At 76.0% G+C, this 17,242-nt stretch carries 12 protein-coding genes; 4 read left to right on the top strand and 8 right to left on the bottom strand.

Features of this window, described 5'->3' with window-relative positions:
* Positions 1–204 precede the first annotated feature (204 nt).
* The 8 genes from ACFV7Q_RS34180 to ACFV7Q_RS34145 all read right to left on the bottom strand — a co-directional run bounded on the left by ACFV7Q_RS34180 (position 205) and on the right by ACFV7Q_RS34145 (position 12,100).
* Entirely contained in the window at positions 205–1,560 is a 1,356-nt protein-coding gene (locus tag ACFV7Q_RS34180; protein WP_385434675.1) for an alpha/beta hydrolase, read from the bottom strand.
* An 89-nt stretch (positions 1,561–1,649) separates the two neighbouring features.
* Positions 1,650–3,083, bottom strand: coding sequence for a cytochrome P450 (locus ACFV7Q_RS34175; protein WP_385434673.1), 1,434 nt, complete (start codon positions 3,081–3,083; stop codon positions 1,650–1,652).
* Positions 3,080–4,486, bottom strand: a complete 1,407-nt coding sequence (locus tag ACFV7Q_RS34170; RefSeq protein WP_385434671.1) for an FAD-binding oxidoreductase — start codon at positions 4,484–4,486, stop codon at positions 3,080–3,082. The genes ACFV7Q_RS34175 and ACFV7Q_RS34170 overlap by 4 nt, the downstream gene beginning before the upstream one ends.
* 41 nt (positions 4,487–4,527) lie before the next feature.
* The gene (mdlC, locus tag ACFV7Q_RS34165) at positions 4,528–6,138 is read right to left on the bottom strand and encodes a benzoylformate decarboxylase (protein WP_385434669.1); all 1,611 of its coding nucleotides are present in this window, start codon (positions 6,136–6,138) and stop codon (positions 4,528–4,530) included.
* Positions 6,139–6,515: 377 nt separating this feature from the next.
* Positions 6,516–6,902, bottom strand: a complete 387-nt coding sequence (locus tag ACFV7Q_RS34160) for a VOC family protein (RefSeq protein WP_385434667.1) — start codon at positions 6,900–6,902, stop codon at positions 6,516–6,518.
* A gap of 101 nt (positions 6,903–7,003) precedes the next feature.
* The gene (locus tag ACFV7Q_RS34155; protein ID WP_385434665.1) at positions 7,004–10,909 is read right to left on the bottom strand and encodes an AAA family ATPase; all 3,906 of its coding nucleotides are present in this window, start codon (positions 10,907–10,909) and stop codon (positions 7,004–7,006) included.
* A 134-nt stretch (positions 10,910–11,043) separates the two neighbouring features.
* The gene (locus ACFV7Q_RS34150; RefSeq protein WP_385434663.1) at positions 11,044–11,520 is read right to left on the bottom strand and encodes a hypothetical protein; all 477 of its coding nucleotides are present in this window, start codon (positions 11,518–11,520) and stop codon (positions 11,044–11,046) included.
* 106 nt (positions 11,521–11,626) lie between these two features.
* Entirely contained in the window at positions 11,627–12,100 is a 474-nt protein-coding gene (locus tag ACFV7Q_RS34145; RefSeq protein WP_385434661.1) for a MarR family winged helix-turn-helix transcriptional regulator, read from the bottom strand.
* 126 nt (positions 12,101–12,226) lie between these two features.
* Here ACFV7Q_RS34145 and ACFV7Q_RS34140 point away from each other — a divergent pair, with 126 nt between their 5' ends.
* The 4 genes from ACFV7Q_RS34140 (at position 12,227) to ACFV7Q_RS34125 (ending at position 16,966) form a co-directional block, all read left to right on the top strand.
* Positions 12,227–12,637, top strand: a complete 411-nt coding sequence (locus ACFV7Q_RS34140) for an organic hydroperoxide resistance protein (protein WP_030293642.1) — start codon at positions 12,227–12,229, stop codon at positions 12,635–12,637.
* 258 nt (positions 12,638–12,895) lie between these two features.
* On the top strand, positions 12,896–13,792 hold the full coding sequence (locus ACFV7Q_RS34135) for a CHAD domain-containing protein (RefSeq protein WP_385434659.1): 897 nt from the start codon (positions 12,896–12,898) through the stop codon (positions 13,790–13,792).
* A gap of 162 nt (positions 13,793–13,954) precedes the next feature.
* The gene (pgm, locus tag ACFV7Q_RS34130) at positions 13,955–15,595 is read left to right on the top strand and encodes a phosphoglucomutase (alpha-D-glucose-1,6-bisphosphate-dependent) (protein ID WP_385434657.1); all 1,641 of its coding nucleotides are present in this window, start codon (positions 13,955–13,957) and stop codon (positions 15,593–15,595) included.
* 135 nt (positions 15,596–15,730) lie between these two features.
* The gene (locus tag ACFV7Q_RS34125; protein ID WP_385434655.1) at positions 15,731–16,966 is read left to right on the top strand and encodes an FAD-dependent monooxygenase; all 1,236 of its coding nucleotides are present in this window, start codon (positions 15,731–15,733) and stop codon (positions 16,964–16,966) included.
* Positions 16,967–17,242: the final 276 nt, after the last annotated feature.

Here is a 17,242-nt window from a genome sequence, read left to right as displayed (position 1 = left end):
CCGAGGCGTTCGAGGAGGCTCGGCGGGCCGTAGCCCGGGGTCGGCGACGGGCGGACGGCGCCGGCCTGCCCGGGCACCCCGGCGGAGCCGGAGCCTGCTCCGCCTGCGGCCGGTGCGGTCCTCCCGCGGGCCGGCCCGGAGTGTTCGGTGGGTGCGGTGTCGGTCATGTGGTGGTGGTCCTCAGCGGTCGGCGGCGGTCGGTGGTCAGCGGTCGTAGAGGCGGAAGAGGCGGGTAGCGGTCACCCGGCCCCGGTAGGGCGCGAGTTCGGCGTCCACGTGCGCCCGCGCCCCGGGCACGTCGTGCTCCAGGTTGTGCGCGTACCGCTCGGCGGCGTGGCACAGCGGGAAGGCGTGCGTGTCGTCGGTCCAGGTGAACTCGGTGAACTGCTCCGGCAGCCGGTACGGGGAGACCGAGGAGCGGCCCTCCAGACTCGGCACCACGTCGTGCTCGTTCACCAGCGAGCACACCCGGGTACGCGGGTCGGCGGGCCGCTTGCCGTCGACGGGGGAGCCGACCGCCACCACGTGGGTGACCCGGTACACCTCGCAGAAGTCCCGGTCGGCGGCCAGGTTCATTGCGGTGATCCCGCCCAGGCTGTGCCCCACCAGCGCGATCTCGCAGCCCGAGGGGACGGCCCCGCGCAGTGCCTTGCACACGGCCCGGGAGTACGGCGTCGCCGGCCGCGCCACCGCGTGGACCGCGCCCAGCAGGTCCTGCGGGCTCTCCCCGCTCAGCCCCGACATGCCGGCGAGCTGGACGACGTACCGCTGCACGCCGTCGGACGCGACGACCTGCTGGACCAGCAGGGTGCCGCCGGTGCCCACCGCGTCGATGTTCCGCACGTACCCGGCGATGGTGCCGCCGGTGTCCAGCCGCTCGGCGAACCCCGCCGGCGGCACGAAGTCCTCGGCCCGGCCGGGGCCGCGGTCGAGGAACGCCCAGACCCGCGCACCGATGCCGAGGACCGGCTCCGCGCCGGTGAGGGTGCGGCCGGTGGCGACCTCCCAGCCGGCCGCGTCGTTCAGCGGGTTCTCGTCGGTGAGGGCGTTCCAGGCGAGGATGTCGGCGAAGGCCGGGGCGAGCAGCGCGAAGGTCCGCTCGGCGCCCTTGCGGCCGAGGATCGCGCGGAACACCCGGATCGCCTCCCGCTGCCGGTCCTTCGCGACGGCCCTGAGCACGCGGGCCGTGTCAGGGTCCCCGAGCAACTCGGGGTGGTGGACGGCGGCGGCCCGGATCCGGGCCTTCAGGCCCGTCACGGCCAGGGTCACCGCGAGGCTCTCCCGGCTGGTGAACACGCCGACGAGCCGGCCGAGCCCGGCGAGGCCGCGGCCGCGCGGGGCCCAGCCCAGGCCCTTGGGGTCGGTGATCGTCCGCAACAGGGTGTGCCGGGCGGCTCCGCCGCGGACGGCCCGCGGCAGCCGCGTGCCGAGGGCGAGTTCGGACGCGTACCGGGAGGCTTCCCCCACGCCCTCGGCGGCCTCGGCGAGCAGGCGGCACATCTGGTGCAGGGAGTCGACGTCCGGTTCGTGCCCGGTGACGGCGGTCGTGGCATCGGTCATGCGGGTGCCCTCCGGGGCATGGGGGTGGAAGGAGGTGGGGCGCGCCGCGCCCCCGGTGCACGCCGTGCGGGATCGGCGGCGGCGCGGGCTCAGCGGGCGGCGAGGGCGAGTCGGATGCCCGCCGAGCCGAGCAGGCCCGGCAGCGCCGAGGAGGGGTCCAGATCGGGGCGGCCGCCGGTGACCCGGTGGCCCCGCAGCACCGCCGCGATCACTGCCGCGGACGTCAGCAGTCCCAGGTGCTCGCCCGGGCAGCGCCCGTCGCCGTGGCTGAACGGCGCCAGCCCCGGATCGTCCGCCGTCCCGGGACGCAACCACCGCGCCGGGACGAACCGGTGGGCGGCCGCGACGTGTTCGGGGTCCCGTTGGTGGAACAGCGCCGGGACGAGCACGGCCGTGCCCGCCGGATAGCGCTGCCCGCGCCACTCGGTCTCGGCACGGGTGACCCGTACCAGGTCCGGCACGAGCGGGTAGAGCCGCAGGGTCTCCCGTACGCAGGCCCGCAGCCGGGGCAGCTCCGGGTCCCCGGCGTCGATCTCGGCCCGGACCGCGTCCTGTTCGGCCGGGTGCGCGGAGAGCAGCAGCAGGGTCCGGGCGACGGTCGGTCCGACGGTGTCGAGGGCGAGCAGCCAGTGGTGGGCCTGCCCGACAGGGTCCAGCACGGCGGCGTCCGGGCCCGCGGCCGACGGGTGCCGGCGGGCGAGCGCGGCGAGGGTGTACGGCTCGGCCCGGGCGGCGTACTCCTCGACGCGGGCGGCGGCCTTCGCGTACAGCGCCTCGGCGGCCGCCGCCCGGCCCTTGCGCATCCGCATCCAGTTGGCTTCCTCACGGATGGCGAGCAGCCAGCGGGCGAGCTCCTCGTCACCGGCCGCCGCGTCGCCGAGGACCATGCGGCGCCCGAGGCGGGCCACCGTGCGCCGCAGTCGCGGGAAGTCCAGCTCCCCGCCGTGGGTCAGCGCGGTCGCCTCCTCGTCGACCAGGGCCTGGAACTCCCTGCACGAAGGGTGCACCGGCCGGTCCGCCGCGAGCACCTCGTCGTTGATGCGGCGCCGGTCCTCGCGGGTGTCGCCGTGCGAGCAGATCACCCCGGTGGGCTCCAGCAGCGACAGCCCCCGGTACTTGTCGGGTGCGTCCATGGCCAGGGTGCGCACCGGGAGTTCGTAGAACTGCCGGACGTCGGCCTGGTCGAGCAGGACCAGCAGTGTCCCGGACAGTCCGCGCACCTCGACGGGCGCCCCGCCGTGCCGGGCGCGCATGGCCCGCAAGGTCGCCGCCGACCAGCCCTGCTGACCGAGGGCCGCGTACGCCGAAACCACCTTGGGCCGGACGTGGAAGGCCCCGCGGATGAACGCGGGCAGGGTGTGCGTCGCCGCGAACCGTACGGTCTCGGCCCGCCCGGCCCGGGCGGGCCGGGGCACGGCGCGCGCGGGCGTGGAGGCGCCACGGGCGGAGGGCGCGGGGACCGCGGTGGCGGACGCGGTGGCGCCTTCCGTGCCGGCGCCCGCCGGGGTGGGGTCGTCGGTCATGCCTCCACGACCTTGCCGGGGTTGAGCAGGTTCTTCGGGTCGAAGAGGCGCTTCAGGCCGCGCTGCAGCTCCAGGCTGACCGGGTCGAGCTCGCGGGTGAGCCACTCCCGCTTGAGGGTGCCGATGCCGTGCTCGCCGGTGCTGGTTCCGCCGAGGGCCAGACCGGCGGCCATGATGTCGTCGTACGCGGTCTGGGCGCGGCGGAACTCGTCGGCGTCCGACTCGTCGAAGACGACCGTGGGATGCAGGTTGCCGTCACCGGCGTGCCCGAGGGTGAAGATCCGCAGCCGGTGCCGGGTCGCGATCTCCTCGATGGTGCCCATGAACTTCGCCAGTTCGGAACGCGGCACGGCCACGTCCTCGATGAACGCGGTCGGCCTGCCGCCCAGCGTCGCGGCGAACGCCCCCAACGCCGGGCTGACCAGCCGCCGGGCCTCGATGATCCGCCGGGACTCCTCTGCGGTGGACGAGGTGACCACGTTCTGTGCCCCGGCCCCCTTGCACAGCAGCGTCATCGCGGTCAGGTCGCGGACGGGATCGGCGCTGTCGCTCTCGACGATCAGCGTGGCGGCGGCGCCGGCCTCCAGCAGCGGGTGCCCGTGGTCGGCGACCGCCTGCGAGGTGGCCCGGTCGAGGAGTTCGAGCGCCGATGGCACATGGCCCGCGGCGGTGATCGCGGCGACCGCTTCGCCGGCCTGCACCAGGCTGGGGAACTGGGCGAGCAGGGAGAGCGCCGGCGGCCGGACGGGCCGCAGCGCCAAAGTGGCGCCGACGATGACGGCGAGGGTGCCCTCGGAGCCGACGAGGAGGCGGGTCAGGTCGTAGCCGGCCACCCCCTTGACGGTGTCCCGGCCGGTGCGCATCCGCCGCCCGTCGGGCAGGACCAGGTCCAGGGCCAGCACGTAGTCCGCGGTGACCCCGTACTTCACGCAGCAGATGCCGCCCGCGCCGGTCGCGATGTTCCCGCCGATGGTGCAGTGCTCCCAGGAGGCGGGGTCGGGCGGATAGCTGAGCCCGTGCTCGGCGACGGCGTCGTTCAGCCGCTTGGTGACCACGCCCGGCTCGCAGCGCACCAGCCGGTTGGCCGGGTCGATCTCCAGGATGCGGTCCATCCGACCCGTGTTCAGCACGATGCAGCCGTCCACGGCGTTCGCGGCGCCCGCGAGGCCCGTGCGGGCACCCTGAGGGACGACGGGAACGCCGAGCTCGTACGCCGTGCGCAGGATGTGCTGGACGTGCTCGGCGGTCCGCGGGAAGGCGACGGTGGCGGGTGCGCCAGCCTCGGAGAAGGGAGCCGCGTCGCGGGCGTGCGCCGACAGGGTCTCGGGGTCGGTGTGCAGGACGTCCGCATGGTCGGGCAGGAGGGTGCGCAAACGGGACAGGAGAGGGGTCTCGGGTGACATACGGGCCTTCCGTTGGTCGGGGCGGGTGGCCGCTGACGGGTTCAGAGGGAGGGGAACTCGGTGGTGACGGGCACGTCGATGAGGACCGGCCCGTCCTGCTGGGCCGCCGAGTCCCGCACGAGCTTCGTGAGTTCGCCCGCGCCCTGGGCCCGGTGGGCACGCACCCCGTAGCCGGTGGCGACGGCCGTGATGTCGATGCCGGGGATGTCGAGGCCGGGCGCGCCCTGGGCTTGTTCGAGCTGCGCGAACCATTGGAGGATCGCGTAGCGGGCGTTGCTGAGGACGACGAAGGTGACGGGAACCCGGTAGGCGGCGGCGGTCCACAGGGCCTGGACGGCGTAGTGGATCGAGCCGTCGCCGATGACGCACACCACGGGCCGGTCCGGGGCGCCGAGTTGTGCTCCGACCGCCGCCGCGGCCCCGAAACCGAGCCCGCCGCCGGCGGAGAACAGGTAGGAGCCGGGGGCGGCGATCCGGGTCACTTCGTGGAACTGCGGGACGTTCGACGGCGATTCGTTGACCCAGAGGGTGTTCTCCGGGGCGCCCTGGGCGACGGCCCGCAGGGCGGCGAGCGGGGTCAGGACCCCGTCGCCGGCGGCCTCCGGAGCCTGCTCCTGCCGGCGGGGTGCGGCGGGCGCGGAGCCGGCGGCCGGAAGCCGGTCCGCGAGTGCCCGGGCGGCCAGCGCCAGGTCGGCGACGATCGCGTCTCCGACCGGCGCCTTGGCGGCCTCCTCGGCGTCCCGGGTCAGCAGGACCAGCTCGGTGCCCTCCGGCAGGGGGGCGCCGGGGACGTACGGGTAGTAGCGGAACACCGGCGCGCCGAGGACGACGACCAGGTCGTGCCCCGCCAGCTGTCGGCCCAGCGGGCCGATCGCCGCGGTCAACTCACCCCGGAACTGCGGGTGGTTGCGGGGGAAGGAGACCCGTGCGGAGATCGGGGCCGCCCAGACGGGCAGCCCGGTGCGCTCGGCGAGCGCGACCACGGCGTCCCAGGCCCCGGAGGCGTCGACGTCGTCGCCGACTACGAGGACGGCGGAGCGGGCGCGGGAGATCCGGTCCGCGAGGGCGGCGACCGCGGCCGTGTCGGGGGCGGCGGCGTGCGTGACCCGCCGGGCGGCGGCCGTGCGGGCGGCCAGGTCCTCCGCCTCGGTCAGCTCCGCGTCGAAGTCGTCCATGGGGAGGGAGAGGAACACCGGCCCGTGGGGCGGGGTTTCCGCGAGCTGCACGGCGCGGGCGAGGGCCGGGGCGACGTCGGCGGGGCGCGGGGGCTCGTAGGCCCACTTGACGGCGGGTTGGGGGAGCAGGGTCGGCTGCTGGTTGGTGAGCAGCGCCTCCATGGTGAGCATGGCGCGGTGCTGCTGGCCGGCGGTGACGACCATGGGGGTGCGGTTGGCGCGGGCGTTGAGGACGGCGCCCATGGCGTTGCCGGTGCCGGGCCCGGTGTGCAGGTTGACCAGGGCGGTGGTGCCGGAGGCGAGCGCGAACCCGTCTGCCATCCCGACGACCACGGCCTCCTGGAGGCCGAGCACGTACCGGAAGTCGTCCGGGAACTGCTTGAGCATCGGCAGCTCCGTCGAGCCGGGGTTGCCGAAGACCGTGGTGATGCCCCGGGTCCGTAGGACGTCCAGGACTGATTCGCGAACCGTGCGCATGGGGATCCTTCCGCGCAGCCGGGGGAGCACTGTCGGTGATCAATCCAGCACACTGCGTGGATCTTTACAAAAGGCATCCACGGCCGCCCCGGACCTGCTACGCGGCGCCGCCGATCGCAGTCCTGACGGGCCCGCGACGCCCGGGCCGGTTGACGCCCCGTCTACGGGATCGGCCGGATGTCCCGCCTGCGGGTGCCGGGCCCGTTCACCCGGACGGCGGAGCGCACCGGGATTGCTGGGCGCCGGGTCCCGCGCGGACCGCACGCGCCCGCGCGCTCGGCCGCGCCCGGCGCGGGGCCGGCGGGGCTCGGCGCGGCCGGGTGGATCCGGGCCGTCTCGGCAGCGGTCAAGGTGGATCCCGGCCGGCTCGGCAGCGGTCACGGGCGGAATCGCAGCGGATGGTCCGCCGGCACCTCCACCACCGCGATGCGCACCCCGTCCGGATCGGCGAGCCACATCTCGATCAGCCCCCACGGCTCCAGCAGCGGCGGCCGCAGCACCTCGGCACCCCGCTGCCGCAGCTCCTCGTACGCGGCCCGCGCATCGGCGACCTGGAGCCACAGCCGCATCCCGGGCGCGGGCGGGGTGTCGGAGCGGCCGGACAGTTCCAGGAACCCGCCGCCGAGGAAGTAGACCGTGCCGCGCTCCGGGCCGGTCCCGAACTCCCGGTAGACGGCCAGACCCAGGACCTCGCCGTAGAAGGCGCGCGAACGCTCGGGATCCGTGGGGCGCAGCAGGATCCTGCTGCCCAGTACGTGCACCATGGCGCGAATCTACGCCGCCCCAGGCCGCGGCCGGCCAACCGCCACGGCCGCCGCGGGATCCGTACGACGTCGCGCTGCTCCGGCGGCCGCCGTCCCCGTCGTCACGGCCGGCACCCCGACGTGTAGGGCGCGTTGGGCAGGTGCCGGCGCCACAGGTCGCGGTCGTGCCGGCCGGTCGTGGCCGCGCACAGGCGGGGCAGCAGGCGTGCCGGGTCGGTCTCCCAGACGCGCACGGTGTTGTCCCAGCCGCCCGTGACGAGGGTGTGGCCGTCCGGGGCGACGGCCACGGTGCCCACGGGCATCGTGTGCCCGGTCAGCGGCCCGCCCACGGGGGCGCGGCCCGCCACGTCCCACAGCCGGACCGTGTTGTCGGCCCCGCCGCTGACCAGGATGCGGCCGTCCGGGCCGAAGGAGAGCGCCCTCACGTCGCTCTGATGTCCCCGCAGCTCGCCGGCCGGCGTGATGCCGCGTGCCGGATCGGCGGTGTTCCACAACCGCAGGACCCCGTCGGCGGTGCCGGTGGCCATCAACCGGCCGTCGGGGCTGAAGGCGAGGCCCATCACGAAGCCGCGCTCGCTGATCTGGGCCCCGGCGAGCGGCTGCGGCCGGTCCGGGTTGGTCATGTCCCACACCAGGACGCTGCGCTCGACGGCGGCGTTGCCGCTGCCGGAGGTGGCACCGGCCAGGAAACGGCCGTCGGGGGTGAAGGCGACGATGCGGACGTCCACCGACTGCCCGAACCAGCTCAGGGGGCCGCCACGGGCCTTGGGCCCGGCCGGGTCCGAGAGGTCCCACAGGGTGGTGACGGCGAGTTCCTGCCGGTTGTCCGTGGTGGCGAGCGTCCGGCCGTCCGGGCTGAAGACCAGGGCGTTGAAGGTGCCCGGGAGCGGTGTGCCCAGCCGTTTCGGGTGCGCGGGGTCGGCCGTGTCCCACAGGTGCAGCGTCCCGTCCGCGCCGGACGCGGCCAGCAGGCGCCCGGCCGGGCCGTACGCCACCCCATCGAGGCGCTCCGCGTCCAAGGGCCCGCCCACCGGGCGCGGCACGACGGCATCCGCCGGCCCGGCGGGTGGCGGGAGCTCGTACAGCTGGACGCGGCCGTCGAAGCCGAGGGCGGCCAGGACCCGGCCGTCGGCGCTGAGCCGGGCCATGCCGTGGCCGGACAGCACCGTCGGCGGCAGGGCCCAGGGCCGGATCGTCCCGTCGGCGCCGCCGCTGAGCAGCGTCCGCCCGTCGGGCGTGAAGGCGAGGCCGTTGACCCCGCCGGTCTGCCCGGTCAGCGGGGCGGAGCGGAAGGTGCGGCGGGCGAGGTGGGGGTCGGCGATCACCCACAGGGCCACGGCGTCGTCGGCGCCGCCCGCGGCCAGGGTGCGCCCGTCGGGGCTGAAGTCCAGGGTGGTCAGGGCGTTGGTGCTGCCGAACAGCGGGCTCCCGATGAGGGAGGCGCGTCCCGGGTCCGTGGTGTCCCACAGGCGCACGGATGTGTCGTAGCCGCCGACGGCCAGCATGCGCCCGTCGGGGCTGAAGTCCACGGCACTGACGGTGCCGAGGCTTCCGGTCAGCGGGTTGCCGAGCGGGGTGGGCGGCCCGGAGCCGGCGACCTTCCACAGTTGTACGGACTCCTGGCCGGAGCGCCCCGGCGCGGCGGCCCGAGTGGTGGCGAGGGTGCGGCCGTCCGGGCTGAACGCGAGGGCCGGAACCACCCCGAGGCCGGGCGTCGGCGCGCCCCGGGGGCGAGGGGCGGCGGGATCACCGACGTCCCAGAGACGGACGGTGAGGTCGCCGCGGCTCCCGGCGGTGGCCAGGGTCCGGCCGTCGGGACCGAAGACGACGTTCGCGGTGCTCGTGTGGGCCGGCACGGGCTGCCCGAGCGGGCGCGGCCGGGCCGGATCGTGCAGGTCGTACAGGCGGAGCGAGCCGTCGACCCCGCCCACGGCCAGCACCTGCCCGTCGGGCCGGAAGGACAGGGCCAGCGGAGCGCCGCCCAGCTGCTCGCCGGCCGGCGCGGGGACGGCCGGCGGCACCGGGACGGGCAGGCGGGCCCCGGGGGTGCCCGCTGCTCCGGCAGGGGGAAGGCGCCACAGCCGCAGGCCCTTGGGGGAGGCCCCGGCCAGCAGGGTTCCGTCGGGGCTGACGGCGATCGCGGTCACCGGCCCGTCGTGGGAGACGGCGCCCGGGGACACCGGCGCGTTCTGATCCGAGATCAGGCGGCTGCGCAGCTCGGCCGTCGGCCCCAGCCGGTAGGCGGCCAGGTCGAGTTGCGTGGCGAAGGCGCTGTCGGCGGCACGGACCTGGTCCGCTGTGGCGGCGATCTGGCCGCGTACCGCCGTGTCGCGTTCCCTGCCCGCCGTCGCCGCCTGCCGGGCCGCGACCACGGCGCCGCCGGTCGCCAGTACGGCCAGCGCCATGAGGGCGGCGATCACGGCCCTCCGCAGCCGGGCCCCGCGTGCGGCCTGCCGGCGTGACGCGGCCAGGAACGCGCCGGCCCCGGCCGGCGCGGCGGTGTCGCGCACGGCCTCCTCCGCTTCGGCGAGCCGGCTGCCCGCGTACAGCAGGCTCGCGTCGCGCGTGCGGTCGGACCACTGGGCGGCGTCCTGGGCGAGGCGCCGGCGCAGCCGGTGGCCGGCCCGGTCCCGGTCGACCCAGTCCCGCAGCGCGGGCCAGGCGCTGATCAGTGCCTCGTGGGTGATGACCACGGCGTTGCGGTGCTCGGTGAGCAGCCGGGCCTGCGTGAACGCGCGCAGGACGGTCTCCACCGCCTCGCGCTCGATGCCGTGGGTGCCCTGCGCGGCGTCGAGCAGGCTCGCGCGGTCCACCGGGGCGCGGGTGTCCGCCGTACGGTCGCCGACGTTCACCAGCTGGACGAAGACCCAGGGCGCCGCCTTCCGGGCCGCCGGGCCGAGGCCGGCGTAGACGCGGTCGGCGGTGGTGGCGACGGCCGCGCGGATGCCGCCGGTCTGCCGGTAGCCCCGGACGGTGAGGGTGCCGCCCCGACAGACCTGCCAGGTCGCCTGCAGGGCGTGGGCGAGCAGCGGGAGCCGGCCCGCTTCGGAGGGTTCCGCGGCTTCCGCGTCAGGGTTCCGTGCGGCGGCTCCCTTCGGGCCGGGTCCGGCGGGTGCCCTTCCCGCGGGGGTACCGAGGTCGCCCAGGTCCTGCAGCAGCAGGTCGACGAGCTCGGGCTCGACCCGCAGTCCCACCAGGCCGGCGGGCAGCAGCACCGCGGCCCGCAGTTCCCGCTCACCCATCGGCCCCAGCAGCATCTGACCGTGGCGCACGGCCTCGCGCAGCTCGGGGTGGACGGCGCCGGCCGCGACGAAGTCGGCCCGCAGGCTCAGGAGCACGAGGGCCGCCGCGGGGGTCGCCGCGGTGCCGGCAGCCAGGTGGGCGAGGGCGGCGAGGAAGGCCCGGCGCGCCGCCGGGTCGGTGCAGACGGTGAAGAGCTCCTCCAGCTGGTCGACGACGAGCACGATCCGCGGCGCGGCCCGGCCCGGCCGGAGCTCCGGCGTGCCCAGCGCCTCCCGTACGAGGGCCTCGGCGGCCGCCGGCCCCGCCGCGAGCGCCTGCCGCATCCGCTCGGTCGCCCCGTCGCCGAGCTGCCCGGCCAGGGCCTCGGCGAGGGCTGCGACGGGCCGGGCCGTGGGGGTGAGGAGCGCCTGGGGCCAGCGGGCCGAGCCGGGTAGCGCGCCGCGGGCGGCCAGCGGCAGCACCCCTGCGCGCAGCAGTGATGACTTGCCCGCCCCGGACGGGGCGACGACCATCAGCGGTCCGCCCCGTTCCAGTCGCTGGGCCAGCAGCTGGAGCACCTCCGAGACGGCCTGGTCGCGCCCCTTGAACCAGAGGTGCTCCTCCTGGGCGAAGGCGCGCAGTCCGGGGTACGGGCACGGAGGTCCGGCGTCGGGGCCGTCCGGCCCGGGGCGGCCGGGCAGGACCGCCTGGTGGACGAACGGCCCGTCCCCGACGGCCACGACCACGTCGCCGCCCGCGATGAACGCGGTGCCGGTGTCGCGCACCTCGGTGTGCAGGACGGTGCGACCCCCCTCCGGTCCGGGAGGCGGCTGTGGCGCGGGTGGTGGTTGTGGCGCGGGTGGTGGTTGCGGCGCGGGTGGTGGTTGTGGCGCAGGTGGTGGCCGGTCGTCCCCTCCGGTCATCGGATGTGGACGGTCATGTCCCGGGCGGCCACGTACACGGTGCCGTGGTCCCGGACGTGGTTGGTCACGGTGGCACCGCTGCTCGGGTGGCCGGAGGCCCCGGAGTCTTCGCGGCCCTCCGCCGCGGCCGGGGCCGGGTCGAGATCCTCGGTCAACTGCCGGATCGGCCCTTCCAGTTCCGGACGGCGCAGCAGCAGCTCACGGAACCGGTCCCGCCAGTCGGCGGCCAGGGCTTCCTCGGCCGCAGTGTCCCCGGAGTGCCGGGCCTCGGCCAACCGGGCACGCAGCACGGCGAGTTCGGCGTCCAGCTCGCGCTCCGTCCGCGCGTCGTCCTCCGGCTGCCCCGCCGGGTCCCGTCGGCCCGGCCGGGCCCGTCGCCACAGGGCGACGACCCCCTCCCGGGCCTGCTGCCAGGCGTCCGTTGTCATGGCCTGCAGCAGTGACGCTGCCGCGGCGGTGACGATCTCCTCCATGGCTGCCCCCCTCCGGATACGAGGGTAGGAGCCGCCGGGCGCACCGGGAAGCGGTTCGCGCGGTTTGCCCGCGCCGGGTCCGCTCCGGCGGCTCCGGTCCCCCGGTTCACACCTCCAGGGCGGCCGCGTCCAGCGCAGCGGTGAGGCGGTGCAGGCGGGCTTGGAAATCCCGCATCTCGGCGAGGTCGAACCCGGTGGCGGCGGCGATGCGGCGCGGGACCTCCACCGCGCGGGCGCGCAGCTGCGCACCGGCCTCGGTGAGGACGGCGTGGACGGAGCGCTCGTCTTCGGTGCTGCGCTCCCGGCGGACCAGCCCGGCGGCTTCCAGCCGCTTGAGCAGGGGGGAGAGGGTCCCGGAGTCCAGGCGGAGGCGGTTGCCGAGTTCCTTGACGGGCGTGGTGCCGTGCTCCCAGAGCACGAGCATCACCAGGTACTGGGGGTAGGTCAGGCCGAGGTCCTTGAGGATCACCCGGTAGACGCTGCCGAAGGCCCGGCTGGCCGCGTTCAGGGCGAAGCAGACCTGGCCGTCCAGGCGGAGGAAGTCCTCGTCGCGGAGGGTTTCGGTGGGCTGCTCGCTCATGCCGGCCAGTGTACCGGGGCGAGGGCGCGAGCCATTCAGTTGTGCACAACTAAATTGTGTGCTCTAGTTATGGGTGTCGGCCGGACCCGCCCGGCACACGAGGACCACCCCGCGAGAGGAACCACGATGGACGCGCTGTACACCGCTGTCGCCACCGCCAACGGCCGCGAGGGCCGCACGGTCAGCTCCGACGGCCAGATCGACCTCGCGCTCGCCATGCCCCCGGCGCTCGGCGGCAACGGCCAGGGCACCAATCCCGAGCAGCTCTTCGCCGCCGGCTACGCGGCCTGCTTCGCCAGCGCCCTCGGCCTGGTCGGCCGGCAGGCGAAGGTCGACACCGGCGAGGTGTCCGTCACCGCCGAGACCTCCATCGGCAAGGACGACACGGGCTTCGGCCTGGCCGTCACCCTCCGCGTCGAGCTCCCCGAGTCCCTCGCCGGCGAGACGGGAGCGCTGCTGGTCAAGCAGGCGCACGAGGTCTGCCCCTACTCCAAGGCGACCCGCGGCAACATCCCGGTCGAGCTCGTCATCGAGTAACGGCCGCGGCCGGGCGGCGGCCGTCACCGCGGCCGCCGCCGTCACCCGGCCGTCACCGCCGTCACGCGGCCGCCGCCGTCACCCCCGTCACCCGCCCGTCACCCCCGTCACCCACCCGTCACCGCCGTGACCCGATCGGGCGCACTGCCCGCGCCCGGTTTTCGCCACGGCGCCCCTCGGGTAGACCGTGCCCACCATGGGCGGCTCCGGCCCGGACCGGCCGGCCGGCGCGCACGCCACCTGGGGGAAGGAACGCTGATGAGGGTGGAGGCCGCGGCGGCCGTCGGCGCGTACGTACAGCGGGAACGGGACAGGTTGGTCTCGCGCGAACCGCTCGTGCGCCGGGACCGGCCGGGGGCGGTGAAGGTGATGCGGACCGCGTCGCGCCGGCTCCGCAGCGTCTGGCACGCGCTGGAGCAGGCGGGCACACCGGCGGCGCCGGCCGCGGCACCTGCGGCGGGGACACCCGCCGGGACGGCGGCCGACGGGCAGCCCGGCGGGCTGCCGGGGGAGTTCACCTGGCTCAACGAACACCTGGGCCGCGTCCGGCACTTCGACGAGACGGCCCACCGGGTCGCGGCACACGCCCCCATGTCCGGTCGTGCGGCCCGTTGGACGCTGCAGCGCCTGGAGGAGTCGCGGGGCCCCGCCCGCCGCGAGCTGCTCGCCGTCCTCGACGGGTCCCGCTACCGGGCCCTCGTCGCCGAGCTCGACAGCAGGGCCGACGGCCCCGTCCCGCCGGGCCCGGCCGGGGGGTTCGGTGACTGGTTCTGCGCGGCGTGGCCGGCACTGGTCGAGGGCTTCGCCGCGGCCGCGGCCATCGAGGACCCCGAGACCAGGGCGGACGAGCTGCACGAGGTGCGCAAGGCCGCCAAACCCGTACTGGACACCGGCCGCAGCGTGGCCCGCGCCCACCCGGGGCTGCTCCGGGGTCCGCTGCGGGTCCTCGGCGCGCTCCACGACGCGCTCGGCGAGCACCAGGACAGCACCGTCTGCCGCCGCACGATCGCACCCTGGCTGGACGAGGCGCCCGACGCCGAAGTCCGTGACGCACTGCGGAAGCTGACGAAGCACGAGCACGCCGCGACCGCCGCCGTGGAGGCCCGCCTGGCCGTACTGCACCGCGAGCTCGCCGGTCTGAGCCCCGGCCGCTGACCCGCAGCCACCGGACCGTACCGCCCGCGGCGCGCGCCGGCGGCCCCGGGCAGAGGGTGCCGTGGGACGCGAACACGGCCGGGGCCGCCTGTGCGGGCACCATCCGGGGACGACACAATGGCCGGTGTTGTTCTCTTTGGACCAGTACGGAGGAGCCGGCACATGCCGAACGAACGCGCAGGGCAGCAGGCGGGCCCGGACGATCTGATCGACGTCGCCCGGCTCGTCACCGCGTACTACGCCCTGCAACCCGACCCGGCGGACCCCGCCCAGAGCGTCGCCTTCGGCACCTCCGGGCACCGCGGTTCCTCCCTCGCCACCGCGTTCAACGAGCACCACATCGCCGCGACCAGTCAGGCGATCTGCGAGTACCGGGCGCAGCAGGGCATCGACGGGCCGCTCTTCCTCGGCGCGGACACCCACGCGCTGTCCGAACCCGCCCGGGTGACCGCCCTGGAGGTCTTCGCCGCCAACGAGGTCACCGTCCTCGTCGACAGCGCCGACGGCTACGCGCCGACCCCGGCCGTCTCGCACGCCGTCCTCACCCACAACCGGGGCCGCACCTCGGGCCTGGCCGACGGCGTCGTCGTCACCCCCTCCCACAACCCGCCCGCGGACGGCGGTTTCAAGTACAACCCGCCCCACGGCGGCCCGGCCGGCTCCGACGCCACCGGCTGGATCCAGGACCGCGCCAACGAGATCATCACCGGCGGCCTCAAGGAGGTCCGCCGGCTGCCGTACGCCCGCGCCCGGGCCGCGGCGACCACCGGCACCTACGACTACCTCGGGGCGTACGTGCGGGACCTGCCCTCCGTCCTCGACCTCGACGCCGTACGCGCCGCGGGCGTGCGCATCGGCGCCGACCCGCTCGGCGGTGCCTCCGTCGCGTACTGGCAGCGCATCGCCGAGGAGCACCGGCTCGACCTCACCGTCGTCAACCCGCGCACCGACCCCACCTGGCGGTTCATGACGCTGGACTGGGACGGCAAGATCCGCATGGACTGCTCCTCCCCGTACGCGATGGCCTCCCTGATCGCAGGCCGTGACCGGTTCCAGATCGCCACCGGGAACGACGCCGACGCCGACCGGCACGGCATCGTCACCCCCGACGGCGGCCTGATGAACCCGAACCACTACCTGGCCACCGCCATCGACTACCTCTACCGCCACCGCGAGCAGTGGCCGCAGCGGGCCGCGGTCGGCAAGACGCTGGTCTCCTCCGGGATGATCGACCGGGTCGCCGCCGACCTGGGCCGCGAACTGGTGGAAGTACCCGTCGGCTTCAAGTGGTTCGTCGGCGGGCTGTCCGCCGGCACCCTCGGCTTCGGCGGCGAGGAATCTGCCGGGGCCTCCTTCCTGCGCCGTGACGGCTCCGTGTGGACCACCGACAAGGACGGCATCATCCTGGCCCTGCTCGCCTCGGAGATGCTGGCCGTCACCGGGCAGACCCCCAGCCAGCGGTACGCCCGTCTCACCGAGCGCTTCGGCGAGCCCGCGTACGCCCGTATCGACGCGCCCGCCGACCGGGAGCAGAAGGCGGTCCTCGCCCGTCTGTCGCCCGAGCAGGTCACGGCCGACACCCTGGCGGGGGAGCAGGTCACCGCCGTCCTGACGCACGCGCCCGGGAACGGGGCCGCGATCGGCGGCATCAAGGTGGCGACCGAGCACGCCTGGTTCGCGGCCCGCCCGTCCGGCACCGAGGACGTGTACAAGATCTACGCCGAGTCCTTCCTCGGCCCCGACCACCTGGGCCGCGTCCAGGAAGAGGCCAGGTCGGTCGTGTCGGCCGCGCTGGGCGCCTGACGTCCGCGCCCCTCCGCGCCCGCCCGGACGCCCTCCCGGGGCACGCCCGTCCGGGCGTCCGAAAACCGACCGTCACCGTCCAGCCCCCGCCTAGGGTGGCGGCCCGGACCGGGGCGGGGCGCGGAGGGAGCAACCATGCGGGGTGGCAGGGTCGCGGTGGTCGGCGGGAGCATCGCGGGTTGTGCGTTCGCCTCGGCGGCGGTGCGCGCCGGCGCGGAGGAGGTGACCGTGCTCGAACGCACCCGGGGCCGTCTCGCGGACCGCGGCGTCGGGCTGTGCGTCCACGACGACCGGGCCGCCGAACTGGCCGCGACGGGCGCCCTGCCCGCCGGGATCCCCGCGCACCCGTTGGCCCGCCGCCGGTGGTTGGTCCGGGACGACGCGACCGGCCCGGCCGGGCGGGCGTTCTGGGAGCAGCCGTTCCCGTTCCACTCCTACCACTGGGGCCTGCTGTGGCGCGGGCTGCGCGGAGCCACCCCGCGGTCGGTGGTCTACCGGCAGGGCGCGGCCGTGGCCGGCGTCGCCGCCGGGCCCGCCGCGTCCGGCGCCTCCGGCGGGCAGGCCGAGCTACGGCTGGCGGACGGCACCGTCGAACCGTACGACCTGGTGGTCGGCGCCGACGGCTACCGGTCGGTGGTGCGCGAGGCGGTCTGCCCGGACCGCCTGCCGCAGTACGCCGGGTACGTCTGCTGGCGCGGCAACCTCGACGCCGCCCGGCTCCCCGCCGCCGGGGCCGGGGACTGGCCCTCCGACACGGTCGCCACCGTGTGCTTCCCCGGCGGCAGCTGCGTCGTCTACCGCATCCCGGGACCGGACGGGCCCCGCGTCAACTGGGTCCTGTACGCCACGCCCCCACAGGCCGGCCGCCTGCCGTACGACGACCCCACCAGCTTCCCGCCCGGCCGGGTCACGGAGCAGCTCACCGCGGACCTCCACGAGATCCTGGACCGGCGGTTCCCGCCGTACTGGGCCCGGGTGCTGGGGCTGACCGACCCGCGGGACGTCCACGTCCAGCCCCTCTACGACCTGGCCGCCGACCGCATCACCGCCGGGCGGCTCCTGCTCGCCGGGGACGCGGCGAGCGTGGTGCGCCCCCACAACACCAGCGGCGCCGCGAAGGCCCTCCAGGACGCCACCGCGTTCGAGGCGGCCTGGCGCGCCGCCGGGTCCTGGGCGGAGCTGCTGTCGGCGTACCAGGCCTCCCGTGGTGCGGCGGGTCGCGAGCTGGTGGCGCTGGCGCGCCGCCTCGGCCGGGCCCAAGTGGAGGAAACCCCCGCCTGGGCGGACATGGACGTCCGGGCCGCCGGGGCCTGGTGGCAGGCCCAGCTCGCGGGTGCTGCGGACATCGGCGGCCGCGCCATGACCCCCTGACCCGCCGTGTGCCGTGTGCCGTGTGCCGTGTGCCGTGTGCCGTGTGCCGCTGCGCGGAGCCCTTTCCCAGCCCCGCCCCTTCCCGAAACCGGGGCTACGCCCCGGACCCTCCCCCAGCGCCTCAAGCGCCGGCGGGGCTGGGGATACGGGGCTCCGCCCCGGACCCCGCACCGGGCGTTTCGCGCCCGGTGTGCTCAAACTCCCCCAGCTACCGCTGGGAGGTGCCCCCGGCGCGGGCTGGATCTTGCAGCCTCGCCGGCGTTTGAGGCGCTGGGG

Origin of the sequence: Streptomyces sp. NPDC059851, assembly GCF_042732005.1 — a bacterium.
Classification (GTDB): domain Bacteria; phylum Actinomycetota; class Actinomycetes; order Streptomycetales; family Streptomycetaceae; genus Streptomyces.
This window is presented reverse-complemented; position numbering and strand designations above follow the sequence as displayed.